17 protein-coding genes and 1 CRISPR repeat array are annotated in these 19,832 nt (G+C 36.9%); of the genes, 3 read left to right on the plus strand and 14 right to left on the minus strand.

Annotated elements, in window-relative coordinates; genetic code table 11:
• Positions 1-90: 90 nt before the first annotated feature.
• The 3 genes from Q0E20_RS05270 to thiT are packed head-to-tail and all read right to left on the minus strand — an operon-like array spanning position 91 to position 2,954.
• Positions 91-1,326: a molybdopterin molybdotransferase MoeA gene (locus Q0E20_RS05270; RefSeq protein WP_295997328.1), complete on the minus strand. Its 1,236-nt coding sequence runs from the start codon at positions 1,324-1,326 to the stop codon at positions 91-93.
• Positions 1,307-2,431, minus strand: coding sequence for a molybdopterin-guanine dinucleotide biosynthesis protein MobB (locus tag Q0E20_RS05275; RefSeq protein ID WP_295997331.1), 1,125 nt, complete (start codon positions 2,429-2,431; stop codon positions 1,307-1,309). The genes Q0E20_RS05270 and Q0E20_RS05275 overlap by 20 nt, the downstream gene beginning before the upstream one ends.
• The gene (gene thiT, locus Q0E20_RS05280) at positions 2,424-2,954 is read right to left on the minus strand and encodes an energy-coupled thiamine transporter ThiT (protein ID WP_295997337.1); all 531 of its coding nucleotides are present in this window, start codon (positions 2,952-2,954) and stop codon (positions 2,424-2,426) included. Before thiT ends, Q0E20_RS05275 begins: the two co-directional genes overlap by 8 nt.
• A gap of 188 nt (positions 2,955-3,142) precedes the next feature.
• On the opposite strand from thiT, the gene Q0E20_RS05285 reads away from it, so the two are divergent.
• Positions 3,143-4,129: a GMP reductase gene (locus Q0E20_RS05285; RefSeq protein WP_295997339.1), complete on the plus strand. Its 987-nt coding sequence runs from the start codon at positions 3,143-3,145 to the stop codon at positions 4,127-4,129.
• A gap of 87 nt (positions 4,130-4,216) precedes the next feature.
• Here the strand turns inward: Q0E20_RS05285 and Q0E20_RS05290 are convergent, their stop codons facing one another.
• The 3 genes from Q0E20_RS05290 to Q0E20_RS05300 all read right to left on the minus strand — a co-directional run bounded on the left by Q0E20_RS05290 (position 4,217) and on the right by Q0E20_RS05300 (position 7,011).
• Positions 4,217-5,401, minus strand: a complete 1,185-nt coding sequence (locus Q0E20_RS05290; RefSeq protein ID WP_295997341.1) for an MFS transporter — start codon at positions 5,399-5,401, stop codon at positions 4,217-4,219.
• Between the two features lie 168 nt (positions 5,402-5,569).
• Positions 5,570-6,286, minus strand: coding sequence for a DUF554 domain-containing protein (locus Q0E20_RS05295; RefSeq protein ID WP_295997344.1), 717 nt, complete (start codon positions 6,284-6,286; stop codon positions 5,570-5,572).
• Between the two features lie 128 nt (positions 6,287-6,414).
• A complete protein-coding gene (locus Q0E20_RS05300; RefSeq protein ID WP_295997346.1) occupies positions 6,415-7,011 on the minus strand; it encodes a DNA-3-methyladenine glycosylase I in 597 nt (198 codons plus the stop codon).
• A gap of 380 nt (positions 7,012-7,391) precedes the next feature.
• Here Q0E20_RS05300 and Q0E20_RS05305 point away from each other — a divergent pair, with 380 nt between their 5' ends.
• Both Q0E20_RS05305 and Q0E20_RS05310 read left to right on the plus strand, forming a co-directional pair.
• Positions 7,392-9,743, plus strand: coding sequence for an autotransporter outer membrane beta-barrel domain-containing protein (locus Q0E20_RS05305; RefSeq protein ID WP_295997347.1), 2,352 nt, complete (start codon positions 7,392-7,394; stop codon positions 9,741-9,743).
• Positions 9,744-10,025: 282 nt separating this feature from the next.
• The gene (locus Q0E20_RS05310) at positions 10,026-11,144 is read left to right on the plus strand and encodes a hypothetical protein (RefSeq protein ID WP_295997350.1); all 1,119 of its coding nucleotides are present in this window, start codon (positions 10,026-10,028) and stop codon (positions 11,142-11,144) included.
• Positions 11,145-11,397: 253 nt separating this feature from the next.
• A CRISPR array of direct repeats spans positions 11,398-12,750; the repeat unit is 35 nt; unit sequence GTTTCCGTCCCCATCAGGGGATTATTTAATTTAAC.
• Between the two features lie 301 nt (positions 12,751-13,051).
• Here Q0E20_RS05310 and cas2 read toward each other — a convergent pair.
• Genes cas2 through csm2 form a run of 8 tightly spaced genes read right to left on the minus strand, consistent with a single transcriptional unit; the run spans position 13,052 to position 19,826 of the window.
• Positions 13,052-13,327, minus strand: coding sequence for a CRISPR-associated endonuclease Cas2 (gene cas2 / locus Q0E20_RS05315; RefSeq protein WP_295997352.1), 276 nt, complete (start codon positions 13,325-13,327; stop codon positions 13,052-13,054).
• A gap of 1 nt (position 13,328) precedes the next feature.
• Positions 13,329-14,324 (minus strand): CRISPR-associated endonuclease Cas1, encoded by a 996-nt coding sequence (cas1, locus tag Q0E20_RS05320; RefSeq protein ID WP_295997354.1) that lies wholly within the window; start codon positions 14,322-14,324, stop codon positions 13,329-13,331.
• A 26-nt stretch (positions 14,325-14,350) separates the two neighbouring features.
• A complete protein-coding gene (locus tag Q0E20_RS05325) occupies positions 14,351-15,670 on the minus strand; it encodes a type III-A CRISPR-associated CARF protein Csm6 (RefSeq protein ID WP_295997356.1) in 1,320 nt (439 codons plus the stop codon).
• Positions 15,667-16,437 carry a CRISPR system precrRNA processing endoribonuclease RAMP protein Cas6 gene (gene cas6 / locus Q0E20_RS05330; RefSeq protein WP_295997359.1) on the minus strand — a complete coding sequence of 257 codons (771 nt, stop codon included), beginning with the start codon at positions 16,435-16,437 and terminating at the stop codon, positions 15,667-15,669. The genes Q0E20_RS05325 and cas6 overlap by 4 nt, the downstream gene beginning before the upstream one ends.
• A complete protein-coding gene (csm5, locus tag Q0E20_RS05335) occupies positions 16,427-17,617 on the minus strand; it encodes a type III-A CRISPR-associated RAMP protein Csm5 (RefSeq protein WP_295997362.1) in 1,191 nt (396 codons plus the stop codon). The genes cas6 and csm5 overlap by 11 nt, the downstream gene beginning before the upstream one ends.
• The gene (gene csm4, locus Q0E20_RS05340) at positions 17,610-18,608 is read right to left on the minus strand and encodes a type III-A CRISPR-associated RAMP protein Csm4 (protein WP_295997365.1); all 999 of its coding nucleotides are present in this window, start codon (positions 18,606-18,608) and stop codon (positions 17,610-17,612) included. The genes csm5 and csm4 overlap by 8 nt, the downstream gene beginning before the upstream one ends.
• A gap of 9 nt (positions 18,609-18,617) precedes the next feature.
• Positions 18,618-19,301: a type III-A CRISPR-associated RAMP protein Csm3 gene (gene csm3 / locus Q0E20_RS05345; protein ID WP_295997369.1), complete on the minus strand. Its 684-nt coding sequence runs from the start codon at positions 19,299-19,301 to the stop codon at positions 18,618-18,620.
• A gap of 12 nt (positions 19,302-19,313) precedes the next feature.
• The gene (gene csm2 / locus Q0E20_RS05350) at positions 19,314-19,826 is read right to left on the minus strand and encodes a type III-A CRISPR-associated protein Csm2 (protein ID WP_295997371.1); all 513 of its coding nucleotides are present in this window, start codon (positions 19,824-19,826) and stop codon (positions 19,314-19,316) included.
• Positions 19,827-19,832 lie beyond the last annotated feature (6 nt).

Below are 19,832 nucleotides of genomic sequence, written 5' to 3' on the forward strand. Positions count from 1 at the left end.
TAGTGTCAACCAGATACATACTATTTCTCAAATCAGTACAGGCCTGTACTAATAAAAAAGGGACTCGTCTATGAGCCCCTTTGTGATTTATTATATTGTCGGCAAGATACCTAATAAATAAACCTTAAAAATATCCCCTTCATGTACCTCATGCACACCTTGAGGTATACATGCCAACGCGTTCACAGTATATAACCCTAACATGCTACTACTATTAAAATGACGATTAGCTACAAAACGTGGTTGTCCATCACCGAATATCACTTTGCCTTGTACGTAGCGATCAAAGGCATTGCGTTTAGATACCTCACAGTCCATCACACAATTAAGTACTGGCGTACTCCAATTTTTAATGCCTTTATATCTACGTAATGTAGGCACCACTAGTAAGTGCCAACCATTAAAGGCTGCACCGGGATTACCCGATAAGCCAAAGATAAGTTGACCTTTAGGCGTAACGGCCCCATAGGAGGCTGCACCTGGACGCATTTGGATACGTCCGTATAAAGTCTTAGCTCCTAATTTTTCATAGATCAACGGCATTGTATCAAACATACCAACAGATACTCCACCAGAGCTAATGATAATATCCGCTTGTTCACTCAATGCTAGGACTCGATCTATTTCTGCGTCCAATGTATCCGGTAGATCACTTACATGATAGTGTGTGATACACTGAAATCCTAAATCCTCGAGTAAACTACAAATCATCATGCGATTAGAATTGTAGATTTTTCCAGCCACTAATGGTTCACCAGGTTCAATCACTTCATGGCCTGACGTAAGAACCAAAATACGTGGCATCGCATACACAGAAACATTGGTAAAACCTAAACCAGTCAAAATAGTCTGCACAGTAGCAGTTACTTCTGTTCCCTTTGGTATAACAACAGTCCCTGCTGAGCATTCTTCACCTCGTGGGATAATATGGCTCCCCTTTTGTTGTGTGCCTTGTATAGTAATTATAGACCCTACTTCACCAATGCCTTGTACCTGTTCTTGCATGATAACAGTATCGCAATCACTTGGTACTGGCGCACCTGTCATAATACGTACTGCATGACCAGTTGTTACCGGCTTATCCCATACAACGCCAGCACCAATAATACCATCAACGATATAGTCATTACAATTAGGATCATATGCTAACGTGTACCCATCCATAGCTGATTTATGAAAGGCAGGTACATCGGTAGGTGCTAACACATCGTTAGCTACTATATAGCCTTTTGCATCACCAACAGCAATAGACTCGATTTTATGATGTTGTTCTCGTAAAGCCTCATTCCACAAATGAAGGGCCTCATCAACAGTAACGGCTATCATCTATATTCCTCATCATACTTTGTATACGACATACTAAATCTGGTATGCATTCATCTAAATCAGTAACCTCTATGGTACCTACTCGTTCTATATCACTAGATATCAGCGATTCTGTATACCCTTCTCGGGTTACCTCTACTATCGGAAATATACCTTGCGTTCTCGTTTCTAGTATAGCAATATCTACAGGTAATTGCTGTACCAAATCATACAGGTTAGATTGCTTTTCAGTGCGAATACGTATCGCCGTTTCCGTTGGGCCTGCAATGGCTACGGCTGTGGCGCCTGCATTCATAGCAAGATCTGTATCGGTGCCTTCATAGTCCATGTGAAAGCCATGTTTATCACTTTTTACAACGCCAACAGATAAACCAATTCGTTGTAACTCACTAACTAACCGTGTTACTACTGTCGTCTTACCTGTTTTACGTTTTTCAGCAACCACGCTAATAAGTGGAACAAGACGATTAGCATTAACAGCCTCAGCTCGTGCCCATTGATAGTCTTCCATATGATTTACGTTGCGCAAATAGTAACTGTAGTCAACTGTACTAATAGTTACCATGTGGCCCACAACATCTATGGCATGATGTAAAGATACATCTTCTCCAGCTAAAACAGTTTGTAATAGAGGTGTAATAGATGGTTTATATATCCCAGCCATAGGCTCATAACGTCCATTTTCACCAACAGGAACAATACTCAACCAATTATCGTCCTCTACTTGATATAACCAATCATAATATAAATTAAAATCCATAAATGGCATATCTACAGCCAACACTGCATATGCGTGACTGTTTCCTACAGATAAAGCACTATACAATCCACCTAAAGGGCCACATCTCGCAACAGAATCCCGAACAATAGAAACTTTTTCTTTTCCTTTATTCGATAATGTATCAATAATATCCGCTTGAATAGCTTGACGAAGTACATCATCATCACCGATAGAAATGAGCACCTCTTTTACATCATGGTTTAACGCATTGCGCAATGCATGAGAAATAAGACTTTCACCATTTACCCATGGCAATAGAGCCTTAGGATACCCCATACGGGAACTTAACCCACCAGCCAATATAATTACGCCTAAATTAAGCACCGCGTTTCAACCCTCTTTTTACGCCTTGATAAACAAACAACAATACAATGATATTAATGATACCATCAGGTATCATGTAGGATGCATTATAAATCATAGAGTAAATCCATGGATTTTGACCTTGTGGTGCATAACTAGCAAATACAACTGCACCACTCGTTACAGATGCTAACCAACGAAGAACAATCGCTATAACAGAACCACTTACAAGTCCTGTAACATTATCTTTAAAGTAACCACAAACACCAATAACACCATAGGCAACAAGATAATCTAAAATGATGCTAAGGTAATGGATAGATGACTTAAATCCGAGCAAGAAATGAAGTACGCCATATACAACACCAGCTAAAATACCACGCGTACCACCCCAACGATATGCAAAAATCATGAGAGGTACCATCGAAGCGGCCTTAATAGAACCACCTTGTGGCATATGAAATAATGTAATAAAAGATAATACTTGTGCAATAGCAATTGCTACACCGGCTTCTGCTATCATGCGTGTTTTAGAGTGACCCATTGAAATGACCTCCTACTATAAATATGTAAACTTCTGACATACAGAAAATGTACAGACAATCAACCTATAAAATTATGGAATAACTATATAAGGCTTTTTAATATTCGGAATGTATTGAAAATTTAAATTAAATTCAGTATAATAGTACAGGTTCAATTTATTATACCTCAAAGGAGATATAGAAAACTATGATTAATACAACTAACATCTTTGATTATGAAGACGTACAACTGATTCCTAACAAATGTATCGTAAATAGCCGTAGCGAATGTGATACTCATGTAAAACTAGGTAATCGTACATTTAAATTGCCTGTAGTTCCTGCAAACATGCAAACTATCATTGATGAAGAGTTAGCTGAAAAACTAGCGAAAAAAGGCTATTTCTATATCATGCATCGTTTCCAACCTGAACGCCGTCTTGACTTCGTAAAACGTATGCAAGAGAAAAACTTATATTCTTCTATTTCTATTGGTGTAAAAGAAGAAGAATTCACATTAGTTGATGAATTAGCTAAAGCTAATCTTATTCCTAATTATATCACAATCGATATCGCACATGGTCATTCTAATGCGGTTATTAATATGATTCAATATATTAAAAAGAATTTACCAGATACATTTGTTATCGCTGGTAATGTTGGTACCCCTGAAGCAGTTCGTGAACTTGAAAATGCAGGTGCAGATGCTACAAAAGTAGGTATTGGCCCTGGTAAAGTATGCATTACTAAATTAAAAACTGGTTTTGGTACAGGTGGTTGGCAATTAGCAGCAGTACGTTGGTGTGCAAAAGCAGCTACAAAACCAATCATTGCAGATGGTGGTATTCGTGATCACGGTGACATCGCTAAATCTATCCGCTTTGGTGCAACTATGGTTATGATTGGTTCTCTATTTGCTGGTCACCAAGAATCCCCTGGTGAAGAAAAAATTGTTGACGGCCAAGCTGTAAAAGAATACTTTGGTTCTGCTTCTGAGTTCCAAAAAGGTGAACGCAAAAACGTAGAAGGTAAAAAAATCTTCATTCCTTCTAAAGGCTCCATTTTCGATACATTAATTGAAATGGAACAAGATTTACAATCTGCTATCTCCTATGCTGGTGGCACTACGTTACAAGCTATCCGTAAAGTAGACTACGTACTCGTTAAAAACTCCATATTTAATGGCGATCGTTAATCGATTGCTAACATACCAAGAGCGGCCACGATTCTTTTGAATCATAGCCGCTCTTCTTTTTATAGAGGCAATAGCTAAAACAGTAACTTACTCTTCTGTTATACAATTTTTATTCATTATATAATATGCATATTTACCAATACCTGCACTAATAATAAGTAATATAGTAAGAACTATAAATGCAACTGTTAAACTACTAGCATGCGCAATAAAACCAATCAATGCAGGCCCCATTAAAATCCCCATATAGCCGAGCATAGTAGATGTGGCTACAGCTTGTGTCATAGGAATGACATTTTGTTCACCCATAGCAGAGAACAAATTGGGTACTACCATAGCCAGCGAAATACCAAGTAATAGATAAGAATACATCGATGCATAGCCTGGTAATAACACAATAAGAGCCATGGAAACAGCGCCTAAAAGATAACCACCGACAACAACTTGTTTTGATGTTATATGTTTCCCCAGTGTATTACCTAACAAGCGACCAACACACATGGTGCCATTAAAAAACATAACTCCCATTACAGCTTCTTGAATAACAATGGCTTTATCTTCATGGAGATACAATGCACTCCAATCACCTACAGCACCTTCCACCAAGTAAGACACAAAAGATAAAAGGCCAAAAATAATAGCAATCGGATGGAAAGACAATGGGCTTTTAGACTTCTTCATAACCTTTGCATTCGGATCACTACCAAAGGTTAACATAAATTGACTAACCGCGATCATCGCAATAAAGAGTATGATGAGAAGGCCCCAAATACTTTCATTAACAGGTAAAGATAAGATTTTTAAGAGAACAAGCAATACACCGGCACCAGCAAAACCACCTAGGCTCCAACCTCCGTGATAAGCACCCATTAAATGCTTTTTACTTATCTTTTCCGTTAAAATAGCTTGCAAATTAGCAGAAGCACCACTAAGGCCCACGCCAATACCAAAAAAGAACAACGCGATTGTCGTTGTCATAATTGTAGAACACATGGTAACAATCGCAAGCGATAACATACCGATAAAACTAGCCAATAAAACGACTCGCTTACACCCAAAACTCTCTACAAGCTTGCCAGCTATAGCCATGGATAAACAAGAACCTACACCGAGCAACAAAATCATGGAACCTAATACATCCTCACCGATGCTAAGTTTTGCTTTTAAGTATGGTACAAACCCAGCCCATAAGGCAGTATACATACCAGGAATAAAAAAGGCACCAAAAGCACCACGAATATTTGATGTTGATAGGAAAATTTGATTGTTCATTACATCCTTTCTGGTTTCTAGAACCGTCCGGCGAAGAAAGGCCCTTTTAAATCCGCAGGTCGCGATAACATGCATTCCTATGGGAAACCATTTTAACTAGACAAATAATATGAAGAATATAATACCCCTCTTTACATATAATGTAAAGAGGGGTATATAAAATTAAATTTAAATTAAAAATGTAAGTCCCATAGCTATGAAAATAGCTGGTAAAAGATTGGCAATACGAATCTTACCAGGCCAAATCAAATCGATACCGACACAAAATATTAAAATAGAACCTACATAAGATAAATTATCTATAGCAGTCTGCGTCATTAAAGGTGCTGCGATATGTGCCATAGCAGTTATTACCCATTGCGTTATCCCAACAGGTATAAAAGAAAATAAGGCCCCTTTCCCCATCGATGAAGTCATAACCATAACAATAACACCATCAAGAATACCTTTTAATAATAGTGTTTGATAATCTCCTGTTAATCCATCTTGAATAGAACCAAGAACGCCCATAGCACCAACGGTAAAAGTAAGCGAAGCAGTAATAAATGCATGCGTAAAGGTTGGATCTCCCGTGTTACCAGTACGAGCTTTCACCCAATCTCCAAAAACAGTAATCCATCGATTTAAGTCAATAAGCTCGCCAATAACAGCACCTACCACCATACTAACAATCATTAATAGAGGCCCTGATGTTTGGAGAGAACCATTAACAATAACCAGCATAAATTGCATGGCGCCACTCATCCCTAATAATAATACAATGATACCACTGACCATCATAAGAGTTTGTTTTAGATTCTCTTTCATAAAGCGCCCAAAAGCGAGACCTATAAGACTGCCTCCCACAATTAGGCCCATATTAATAGCCGTTCCTAATCCAATCATCTTCTTATCCTTTCCCTTACGTATGAAAGTTATTATGAAAGTAGTATACCAACTATATCGATAACAATCAATATAAAATATTACAAAAGAACCGTATTTATGTTTCAGTAGATACGGTTCTATTTATATTAATCATCTATTGTCATATAAACCACAGGATTGGCCTCATTGATTTCATTAAAACAAGGGCAATCCTTACCGTGATCATTGATGAGACCACTAGCTTGTAAATGGGAATAGATGGTCACAGGTCCTACAAATTTGAACCCTCGTTTCTTAAGGTCTTTGCTAATGCGCGTAGATAATTCATTTTTAGCAGGCACCCTTCCCTCAGAATGGCCTTCATAAATAAGAGTCTTATGATTGGTGAAAGCCCATATATATTCGCAAAAGGATCCAAACTCGTCTTGAATGCGTTGAAACGCCTGTGCATTGTTGATGATGGCCTCAATCTTCTTGCGGGATTTTAACATTCCCTCTGTACTCATAATACGCTCTATATCTGTTTCCGTATATTTAGCTACTGCATCAACATTAAAATGTTCAAAGCACTGACGTATAACGTCTCGTTTATTTAAAATCGTAAGCCAACTCAGACCGCATTGTAGGCTCTCCAAACATAAATGTTCAAATTGATGTTGGTCATCATGAATAGGACGCCCCCATTCATAATCATGATACGCCTGATACAGTGGTGTTGTGGGCCAGGAACAAGTGACTTTCATGAAGGCTCCTTTCTATACTACAACTAGCCTGTTACTAGAAATCGTGCTATACATACAATAATACCCATGCTCGCTAGGTTTGTAAAGAATACCATACATCGTATTTACTGCCCCTAATATGTAACTCATCTATTAATAATTGAAATATTTTTAAAATAAAATTGTGAAAATTCATTTACAACTCACGAAAAATGTTATATTATTTTAAATATATTTTAAATGTGTTAGGCTTTAATTCTTTATAAAGTGAGTATATATCTATCTTTTATTATATAAGAGAGTATTAAATCAACCGATAGATATATATATTCATTTATGAAGAGTCTTTCACAATATAAAAATTAATTACAAATTAAGTAATATAGTTGAGGTGTAAGAGAATGAGAGCGAGAAATAAGATGTTATTGTCCGCTGTGATGATGACCATGTTGTCATCTACAGTGGCCCTCCCTAGCACGTGGGCGTCAGCAGGCCTTGGTTCTAATGGCAATGTGTTTGCAGTAGTTTCTGAAAGTAAATTTGAAAGCACTGGCGATACGACGGCAACAGGTGTCATTGCATCAAACGGCGGTCAAGTGACTATTGCCTCCTTAGATACACCTGATCAAAACCAATTACCTAAGCGCCATCGCCAACCAGCTTTCATTACAGGCATGCTAGATAATAGTTCCATTCAAGTGGATGGCGGGGTTATGAACGTGAATACGGCCCCATGGGACGCACCCTATCCACTAGCATTTGCCTATAACAGTAAAATTAATCTTGGTATCGATGATGCAGGTACTGTAAAATATAAAGTATTTAATATGCAAGGTAATATACTTGTATCTGATAAAACGATGCCTCCATACCAACAACAGCAACCATCCGTGATTAATATTGGCCTCGGCCGCGCGCACAATAGCCCTAACCAATTTACCGGCAAGGCTGTGAACACATTAGAGGATAAGGGTGGCGAAATCAACATGACCTTTGATGGTGGCATGTGGAGCCACGATAACATGGGTGGCTTGGAGGCATTCCAAATTAAAGGCAACGAAGCGCGCAGCAGTATCAATACACTCAAAGGCACTCGTACACGTGAAGGATTCAGTCGTATTTCCCAAGATTCTCGTAGCGACATCCACGTTAATAATTTGGACGGCCACATCAATGTCATTTACGATATGAGCGCTGGTACTGGTTTGAACTTCGCTAAACCAGCCGCTCAAAAAACAGGCCTTGATGCATCTGACATCGAAGGCGGTAACTTCATCGTAAAATCCGCTACAACAGGGTCTGGTGTACATGGCTATGTAACAGGCGATCATCTCGATACGTCCTCTGAAAGCAATGTAAACAAGATTCTAGATAACTTGGCGCATAAATTCTATTACGAAAATTATATGAATGGTGAAAGAAACCTTTCTGGTACTGTATCCATCGCTTCTAATGGCATCGTGTCAAGCTTCCAAAAAGCGTTAACTACAGACCAAAAAGAAGGTGCTATTACATGGCAAAACGGTAATGGTCAAGGTTCCTATGCGGCTCCTACTCCTACTCCTACTCCAACGTCTACGCCAGCTCCAACACCAGTAACTCCTGTTACTCCGGCACCTACGCCTGTAACACCAGTTACCCCAGCACCTACCCCTGTAACTCCGGTTACTCCAACACCTACTCCTGTTACTCCGGTAACCCCTGTTACTCCGATAACCCCTGTTACTCCAGTTACGCCAACACCTTCTCCTGTTACTCCGGTAACTCCAGCGCCTAGCCCTGTGACACCTGTAACTCCTGTTACTCCTGTTACTCCAGCACCTACCCCTGTAACACCAAATCCTGTAGTAACTCCTGGCGCTTATGATACACCACAAATGCGCGACATTCGTTCTGCTGTAGTTGGTAATATCAACGCATGGCGTACAATGACGAGCGATATGAATCGTGCTAACCAATTACAACAAGGTTCTCCAACAGGTATTTGGGCTCGTATTGGTGGCGGTCGATATAATTATGCTAATGACGGTATCAATACAGCTACTGATTACACAAGCATCCAAGGTGGCTATGATACTAAAACTAGCCGTGACTGGACCGTAGGCGGTCAAGTTTCTTATCTACGCGGTTCTGAAGATTATGTATTCAATGGTTCTGGCAAGGTAAAATCCTATGCTGTTGGCGCTTATGGATTGAAAGACCTTGGTAAGAATCAATACGTACATGTAGAATCTCAAGTAGGTCGTATCTCTAATGAATTTACAGCGCGTAATGAAATCGGCCAAGCTAAATCTGGCGATGTAAAATCCAATGCGTATAGCATCGGCGTTCGCTACGGCAAAACTATAAAATCTGCTAATGGTTTCTATGTAGAACCACAAGCACAATTAAACTATACACACTTCGGTGGTCGTGACTTTACAGCAGGCAATGTATCCGTTAACCAAGCTGGTGTAAATAGCACATCTGGCAAACTAGGCCTGGAAGTAGGCAAACAATTTGGCAATGGTAACCTATATACACGCTTTGCTGCAGGTCATGCTTTCACAGGCAATGTAAAAACTACCTATGCTAGCGGTAATGCCGTAAAATTGACAGAACAAGACCTCAAAGGCACTTGGACTGAACTCGCATTCGGCGGCCGTTATGGTTTCAATACAAACAACAGCGTATATGCGGACATTACTACCGGTCTATCTGGTGATTACCAAGCTGACTGGGGCGTAAACGCTGAATTTACTCATAAATTCTAATTTATATTACATACCGTTATATACGGCCATATAGTTGTACAACCATAGATATCTCCCCTGTATATCCCTTGCATATCTATGAGAGACGCATCCTAATATATTTCCCATTTTTATGCAATATTACTCCAATAGGATGCTACTTCCCCCTCTTATCGTAAGCTGTATGGCCTTATATACATACATTTAGATTCCGTCTAAATGTTTACTAACTTTCTTACTACAATGCAAAACGCCCTCTTCATGAGCAACCTTAGATGGTTGCTATGAAGGGGGCGTTTTGTTTTGCTAATAGTCATTTTATTAAGAAATATTAGATTAGATGATACTTTAACAGTAACAAAGGTTACTGAAATAATAAATCCAGACCGCAAACCATTGAATATGATGGTCATGGACAATCAAGAAATCGCACTTAATGATTTTTTAAAGCATCGTGCGATTCCCGGTTCGAGACCTAATTTAGAAGATTTACTAGAGGCCTATCACGCATCAGATGCATTAGAATTTTCTTTAAAATCATATCAACTTAATCTATCTGACCACTATTGGATGAAACCAATACACTCTAATTTAGATTGGGATACTATCAATTTTTATGACCATCCTATAATTGACACGCCTTTATTCTTATCTGATTCTGATGATATCGATATCGATTTAATTACACCGAATTCATCTGTAAACGGTTCTCTTCGTCAGATGTGGGTGCAACAAATAAAAGGTATTCGCCTATTAAAAGCTGGAAACTTCCTCAATCAACAACCATTTAATGAAATATTTGTGTCAAAATTATGCAAAGAACTAAACTTTCACCATGTACCATATGAATTAGAAACAATCGCATCTGGTGAAATCGTGTCATCTTGCCCACTATTTACGAGCGGAGACATTGAATACATCCCTGCATGGCACATAGCAGCGCCACTTAAACGACGCGATAATAAATACCAAGCGTTCTTAGATCAGTGTACACATTTTTCAATTCCAAATGTGAAAGCCCATTTAGATACGACACTTGCTTTGGACTATCTAACATTAAATGACGACCGTCACTACGGTAACTTTGGGTTCTTACGGAATTCTACAACACTTGAATTCCTTGGCAGGGCCCCTATCTTCGATAATGGCAATACCCTATGGTACAACGAAATGACGATTAATCCACATAGACCATTCCATACGTATCCATCATTACCGTTTAAATCGAAACATGATAAGCAAATAAAGTATGTAACAACACCACTAACAATTCCGCAGTCATTGTCTAAAACAGCAATGGAATTGATGGATTCCATATATGCAAAAAATTCAAATATTACGGAAGATCGTCTTACTATGATGAAAACATTATTTGCTGAACGATTAGACATGCTAAATGCATATCTAACGAAATTAAAGTAATAAAATATTTAACAGAATAAATCTAGCAACATAACAAAAGTAGCATTACTAACATATAGACACAGATGGCATATGCCAAATAATCTATATTATGTATAGTAATGCTACTTTTTTATTGTAAATTACATCATAATCGAAACCTAGTCAAAGATTAGGAGATATATAGAATAAATTTTGGGAAATGATATTTCAGGAATCTTTATATTCAAATAAAGCCTTATAGTAAACCTAATAATTTTAACAAAGCTAAATAGTTTCTGTCCCCATTAGGGGATTATTTAATTTAACGAAAGGGGGATGCGAATGTGTAATCCTATTGCATTGATGGCAGGAGTTTCCGTCCCCATCAGGGGAGTATTTAATTTAACCTAATTATTGGCTGTATTACAATATTATAAGAGAATACGTCGTGTTTCCGTCCCCATCAGGGGATTATTTAATTTAACGTAGCCATGCAGAAGCATTGGTTGAATACACATATGCAATTGGGTTTCCGTCCCCGTCAGGGGATTATTTAATTTAACTTGATAGAATACATAGTTTGTATGATGAAGTATTTTTTGCTGGTTTCCGTCCCCATCAGGGGATTATTTAATTTAACAAAAAGCCACGTGTTTGCATGTTAGATGAATTTGAAATGGTGGCGTTTCCGTCCCCATCAGAGGATTATTTAATTTAACTTTTAAATGGTCTGATGTATTTTAAAGAATTGGCTAGTTTACGGAGTTTCCGTCCCCATCAGGGGATTATTTAATTTAACCTGAAAACTATGAAAAGTCACTTGCTGCTGGCTATGAATCCAGTTTCCGTCCCCATCAGGGGATTATTTAATTTAACAAGTTGGCAGAGTCTGGTTTATTGCAACAGTCTTGAAAACTGGTTTCCGTCCCCATCAGGGGATTATTTAATTTAACTATAAGAAACAAAGAGGTGAAACCACATGAAAGAGAAAAAGTAGTTTCCGTCCCCATCAGGGGATTATTTAATTTAACATGAGGAATGCAAACAAATTAAGTTTTGTATCCATTCTGATTTGTTTCCGTCCCCATCAGGGGATTATTTAATTTAACAGACCCACAGAAAATTATTGATATGATAAACTGGGTAAATGAGTTTCCGTCCCCATCAGGGGATTATTTAATTTAACACAATGTCATGCGGATGTATGAACACGATAGATAGACAAAAGCGTTTCCGTCCCCATCATGGGATTATTTAATTTAACATTAGGTACAATTACAAAGTGTACTAAGAAAACCCAAACCACGTTTCCGTCCCCATCAGGGGATTATTTAATTTAACGTCATTCATCCATTTAATAACAGTGATAACCCATACAGCCAGTTTCCGTCCCCATCAGGGGATTATTTAATTTAACTTGACGATTTAAAGTACTATAGTAATTATATTTGTAGTGGAGTTTCCGTCCCCATCAGGGGATTATTTAATTTAACTGGTTCGTTTGGTTGACGGTAATAAAAACCCAATGGACGAGTTTCCGTCCCCATCAGGGGATTATTTAATTTAACTAATAAACAATGAAAAACTTAAAGATTGACAATTACAAAAATGTTTCCGTCCCCATCAGGGGATTATTTAATTTAACCCTGTATCTGAAACAGTAGATGTTATCTAGCCATAAATCACCATTAACGGCGGAGATCATAAATCGACCTCAAATAGCACTTTAGCACGCTAAAATAACACCTATAAACCGCACCACTATCACAACGGCTGAGATTTTATTTCACAAGGTTATAATCTAGATATATTATAGCATAAAAAAACAAAGAAATTGCAATAGTAGAATTATCAAGGATATCAAATTAAAGATAGATAACTAATTAAAACAGATGATTCTACCATTGCTCAGTAAATAACATCTCTAATAAATACATTAATTTTCATTACAATATAATACAATCTTGCTCTTTTCGTTCTCCAATCCCCCATGTATAGATATTAATTATATCGTCAAGTATATATACACGTAGGGAATCTTCTATGGGATTGATAATTCGACTGGCACGCCGCATCATAGCATCATATTGCTTTCTATTTAGTAGTGCCTCAAATGCTGATTTTTGAACACGCACGCCATAACGCTCTAAGCATTTTACTAAATGATTACGCGTTTTATTATCTACTACATCATAGATGACTAATACTATAAACTTTTTCATATTAGTGAATCTCCAAAGGTGTATACAAATCTACGTCTTCGTGCATAATGGCACTAGCAAATTGCTTACACTGCTTATAGATTGATTCCCTATAACTTTTACGATCCTCAATATATTGATTTTCAGAACGAATTTTCTTATTATACGCGGTCAAAAGTCCTTTTCTACCTTCTGGAGTCATATAACAACCTTTATCTGAGTTATCAAAATCAGATAGGTCCACCATGTTACGACTCACCATAGAAAGAACTAAAGAATCTATAATAGGAGCTCTCCATTCCTCGATCAAATCTGATGCAAGTGCAGGGTGCCCCTTGCCAAGTCTATGCATAACACCAACAAAAGGATGTAAGCCCGCATTAATTAAACCTGCTAGAATTTCATTAAATAACATGCTGTATCCTAAGCCTAGCATGGCGTTAAATTCATCTCGCGGAGGTTGTTTAGATCGCTTAGTAAAAGAAAATGTAGGCGGAACAATTTTTCCGAGAGCCTCAAAGTACAATCGACTAATTATACCTTCATACCCCATGAGTTCAGAAATACGAACACATTCACCAATATGGCTACGGACAGATTTTATATTATCAATTTGCGTATCTATACTTATATCTTCATCTAAATTTCGTGCATAACGACGCAATATAGTTAGTTGATTACGAACCTTTGCACGAATAATTTTTCGTGACATAGCTAATCTAAATTCATGGTTGTTTAATAAATCGAATTGTTTCTTATGTTTATTAATATCAATAGTGTTAGTATTGATTATAGTGCCAAAGTATTCTCCATAACCAGATAACCATGTAATAGGTACGCCTCTTTCAATAAAATCAGTAACAAGCGTACTCGATATTGACACAGTATCAAAAACAGTAATATCTTCAATACGTTCTAACGGTACTTCAAATAAAACTTCATTATTACGCCCTACTACAACATGACCACCATTCCGTTTAATAAATGAACCTGCTTCTGTGACATATAAGGATGACATAGAATCGCCTCCTTTACCGCACCATTCTATTGTATCTTTTCTAACACATATTGATTAATAACATCATAAATCAATTTATTTTGTTTTTTCTGTTCAGTAATAGTAAAAAATATATTCTTAATTTGATGTAAAAAAGATTGTAATGATTGAATTCCTACAGAACTACATATATCTTGTTCTGAAAACACAACAATCTCATGAGCCATTTTATTACGAATTTTTTGCTCAATGCTACGAATCTCTTTTAACTGTTCCAATAAAGATTTATCAACTGTATCTAAATCTTCTAACATATGTAACATATGATACAAAGATAATTGGATATCTTGCATTTGAGGCGTCTTAGTATTCGCTCTCCATGATTTATATAACTCAGGATATTTGCATTCAAAAGCCCTCATATCTAAACGTGTACCCATTGGAGTTTTTCTCTCAACTTGTCGCCAATTTACATTAAGTACTTTATAGAAGTAATAACGCATAAGATCATACATAAAAGGAGTAGTTTTTAAAATAAAATCCTCAATTTGACCTTGTTTTAATCGTACTTCCATAAGCATTAAAAACTCATATAATTTACGTGGTTCCCAATCAGTAAATAGCGAAGATAAGGATATAGAGCCTACCTTACGAACTTTTTGTAAAGCCCCCTCATAATCTAACTCTAATCGTAACTTAGCATGTTCTAATAATGGTAATACATCATTAATAACACCCGCTTCAAAAGTTCTTTCATAACTATGATAAGAGCTTATAGCTTCTTTGTATTTATAGCTAGTAATGAGCGTATGAAGTGATTGCTTAATATTATTCCTCTTAATATACCCCATTTGAGGCTCATGGCATCTATTTTCACTATCCGCTTGATCATCAAAGTTATTTTCAATAATGATCTCAATGTCTTCATTATCATTAACAGCTGGTTCAGAGCGATTAGAACCACATTGAGGACTATCAACCTGAATACCTCGTACCGCATCATGTTCAACACTAAGATAAGACATAATCAACTTCATTTGAGGCGTACCAGAGCTTAAGTTAACTAATATCTCTGCATCAGGATATTTTGAAAGTGTTTCATAAAAATGCTCAACAAACAGTTGTAAAGTATCAATGCGGTGCACCTCTGTAAGTCCTGTATGTATGAGCTTAATATCTAAGTCAGCTTTCACATGTTTTAAAGCCTTAGTAAACCTATGATTAGCAACTTCCTTTTGCTCCATCTCCATACTCAATACTAGGATTGCCATATCTGGATTATAATGCCTTACGATATGGAGCATTGCTCCATCATAACAACCACGAATAGGATCGGTATCCCCTACAGGGGTATAAAGAATTCTCATTGTATTACCTCACTTTGCACTCCACCCATGCCTAATGCGGTCTTAATTCCAAGCCCTGTAAATTGGCTATAATAGGTTAATAGAGATAAGATACGTTGCATCACTAGGTTTCTCTTAAATTGCATAACAATCTCGCCACGGAAACCACGGATTTTAACGCCTTCTAAACCATACATGCCCATACGTAAATTATAATCACGAATAAAGGCAGCCGATTCAAGCGCCGCTAATAAATCATCAGAATCCATCATTTCAAAGGTGGTGAACTGATTCCATTGACGCAATAAATAGCGATAAATACGAAATGCTTCAGGGAAAATCGTATACTGTTGGTCTACCTTAAAGCTTGTAGTGGTCACGCACCGTAATTTAGCTTGAGTATATTCTGCTTCACTACTCCAAAACTTAGCCATTAGTGCTTCATAGGAGGTTTCCTCTAGGATAGTTCTATTTTGAATATAAATATGTCCTCGTTTTTGCTTTAAATATATTTTTTCAGGTATATCGAATACTGGTCGCAATATCCGTTCAACGGCCTCTGCTGTTACAGCAGAAAGGTGCCAAATATATTGACCTGTTTCTTTATTAAAATAGACATATTGGCTATAAGGACGCAGGCCCGTTTCATGTAACTGACCTGCGTATTCTGTCCCCACCAACTCCATTAAGACGCCATGTAGCACGCTACCTATGGACTGTACAACTTTAATTGATGGATCTGCTATTATTGCTAATTCAATGGCCATAATTTCAATATTATCTGCCAATATAAATGCCCCCCATCTCATAATAATGGCCATTCCACTTCACTAATTTCAAAGCACGAGGTGCCATAAACGAATCTTTAGTAGCATGTTTAGCTTTTTTGAAATTCATATCTAAGATTGCTCTAATGATATCAATTCCTGTTTTTTCATCATCTGTAAAAGCAGCCATAATAATAGTCTTTTGAACAAATCCAGTATTACTACCAATATAGGCATTAGCTGATTCTAGAGCTTTAAAAATAGATGGACTAACTTTCTTAAATTTAGAGGCTAATAACTTATGAGTAGCATCAAAGTCTTCCTGTAAAATAGCTAATACTTGATTGACACTAGTAATCCCTATTTCTTTAGTCATAGCCGTATCAAGGGTTACTGTAAAGGAGAACTTCTGATTTGGTAAAACACACTCACGATGCACCGAAATAGTGTGAGTCCCATCTTCATCAAGACAAGAATCTTCTTTCTTTAATATCTCTGTTTGAATCGCACCCATAGGCATAGCATCAGAAACAGAAATACCTCGGAATGCACTGGCTAAAATACCTCTAAACTGTTTTCCATCACTCTTTGTTAAAACATGGATATGATCAAGGATTATTTTATCAACAGAATTAAATATATCTCTTAATAACTTTTTACAATACCCTTTTTTATACCTAAATTCATTATATGCATATAAAACTTTTTCTAATTCTCTTTGAACATTATCTCTAAAAGTCTCATTTTTACGAAGCATATGTGAAATAATAGCACTGTCAATAACACCTTTAATAGAGCTACCAGGAATATAAACTTCTCCATTTGCCCCACGAATCTGAGGTGTAATATCATTTAATGAGTTTTTGCGGCCTTCATTATATATCGCTGATTTCATAATAGAATCGATAGCAGGACCTAATACATCTTTTGTTATTTGAGATGCACCAATAGTACTTTTAGCCCAATCATACATAGTTCGACCATTTGGTCTCACCATCTCATTCTGCATATATGTTTCAAACTCTGCTAATTTATTATGACGAGCTAAAAAGCGAAACCATTCATAGTTATTAAGGAGATATACTTCACCAGCATCGTAATTGTACATATAGTCTTTAGTTGTTAATTTCTCAGGGCCACCAATATTAGTAGGGCTCACAATAGTGAGTGATAATTTTGCATGATCAATACGATTACTCATAATCCACCCCAATCCATAAGCCCATACCATTACGATATACAGGATGCGGTAAACTATCCCCCGTAATAGTAAGCATTTGTCCGACTAATGCTTTTGGACAAACAGAGCCTTCTTTAACAACATAATAGGAGTTACGCTTTACTTGAGTCTCACTTCCAGCAGAGCCTACAAAGCCACCACGCTTTTGTAATTTATAAGAACCTTGTTTTAAAGTAGCCACTTCATCACTAGTTGGAACACAGGCACTAATGCACATCATCTTTCCCTGCCTATTATGAAGCAATGCATATAAAGCAGAATCGTCCTCATAAATACCTTCAGTTTCCAGCTCAATTGGATCATCAGCTAATTCAAATTTTCCATAGCCGCCACTACGCTTGCCACCAAGCCCAGAAAGACCTAGCAGTTCAAGAATGGCTTCAAATAAATCACGACTAGAATCATCACTAAAACCAGCAATAATATATAGCCCTGTATGTGACATGAATTGATAGTTCCCCACATAATATGGTCGACTCTTTTCTCCACGCATATTTACTTGTGTCACAGCTTGCTTAGTTCCAAAGATAGGCATATGTTTTTGTGCGGTATCTGCCTCTATATATTGACTAAAATTTTGCAGCTGTGATGCTCGAATGTACTCAATTTTCTTTATCTTTTTTTGTTCCGTTGCTACTCGCTTTATTTCTTCAAAACTTGTAATCGGCATCTCTTTTGAATCGATTTGCATAATAGGTGAAGGAACATATAATTGATATTCACCGTCGTCTATACAGTATGGAAATAAACTAGATAATACAATGTGCTGTTCTTTTACAGAGTCGATAAAAGATTGTAATAAATCTATATCATGACTGATTTCATGACAGCATGCGCCAAATAATGCATCAGAGCCGAGTGTAAGGGAAATAGTTTCTAAATTACCGCCTTCTGAGGTATCTCCAAAGTGCACCGGTGTAAGAAAACGCAGTGGATATAGATAGTAGTTCATAGTAACAACCTACTTTCTTAATATATCTAATAAATCCTGCGTATTAATAGCACTATTACCTACTGACTTTACCTCATCAATAGAAATGCTCACACGACCATAGCCGCGAGAACCATGACCGCCGAGATAATCTATATCTAATAAATCAAGACCATCTTTTAATATATTCATATCCTCAGCCACTTCGGCTTCGTTTTCAATATTATAGGCTACTTTAAATGTAAATACGGTACCTGCTGGAACACGTTCAATTTGACGAGGATTAGCACTGCCATCAACACGATTAATAGTATTTTCAAACTTGATTTCACCCATATACGTATCAGTTTCTATATTAGCAAACAATTGACGAGTTTCATCTGTGATAAATAAATCATAAAACTGTAACCGAGCTGGCTTTACAGGATTTACGGAACCAAATAAACGTTTGATTTCTTCTTTATCATCTTTAATATCATTCATTATATAAGCGTCACAATGACTTTTAGCTAGTAAGGTGCGCAATTTACCTTTAATAGAACTACCTGGGATAATCGGCTCTTGAGTAACTACATCGCGAATAAATGGTGTATCAACGGATCCAATAGGAGCAAAATCATTACTAGCACCAATATGCATACCAGTTTCTAGTTTAATAGTACCTGTAATTAGTAATTTACCACGTAAGGATTTTAATTTATCATTGTTCTCCATCTTGTGCTCCTCCTATCGACGGTTTCCATTTGCTTGATTGTAATTTTGATTACTATACTGTTTATTTTTGTTCCACGCTTCATTAGATGCGGCTATAACACTAACCGCTCTATATTTATAAAAAGCTACTAATGCTTCTACATATTTACAGAACATTTCAAATTTATTAACATCAGTACCAATGCATTCAACCATCTCTACCAATTGACTATCTTCAATAAAGTTTTTTACTGGATATTTATTATCTTTATCTCGACCAGCTTGATATAAGAATGTAGTTTTTAAAAAACGAACCTCCATCGCTATATTTTCAGGTAGCTTATTAAAGGATTTGCTTTTACGTTGCTCTACACCCAATTTATTTTTAATGGCCACTACGCTAGATAAAATTTTACGTACTTGTGCATACTTTACATCAAATACTTCATCTGTTTTTCTGCATTTTGGATTATATCTTAAACGACCGATAGTTTCTTCTGCCTTAGTGACAATGTCTATATCCCAATTAAATTTACCTTGTGTCATATACTA

Origin of the sequence: uncultured Veillonella sp., assembly GCF_934230905.1 — a bacterium.
Lineage (GTDB): Bacteria > Bacillota > Negativicutes > Veillonellales > Veillonellaceae > Veillonella.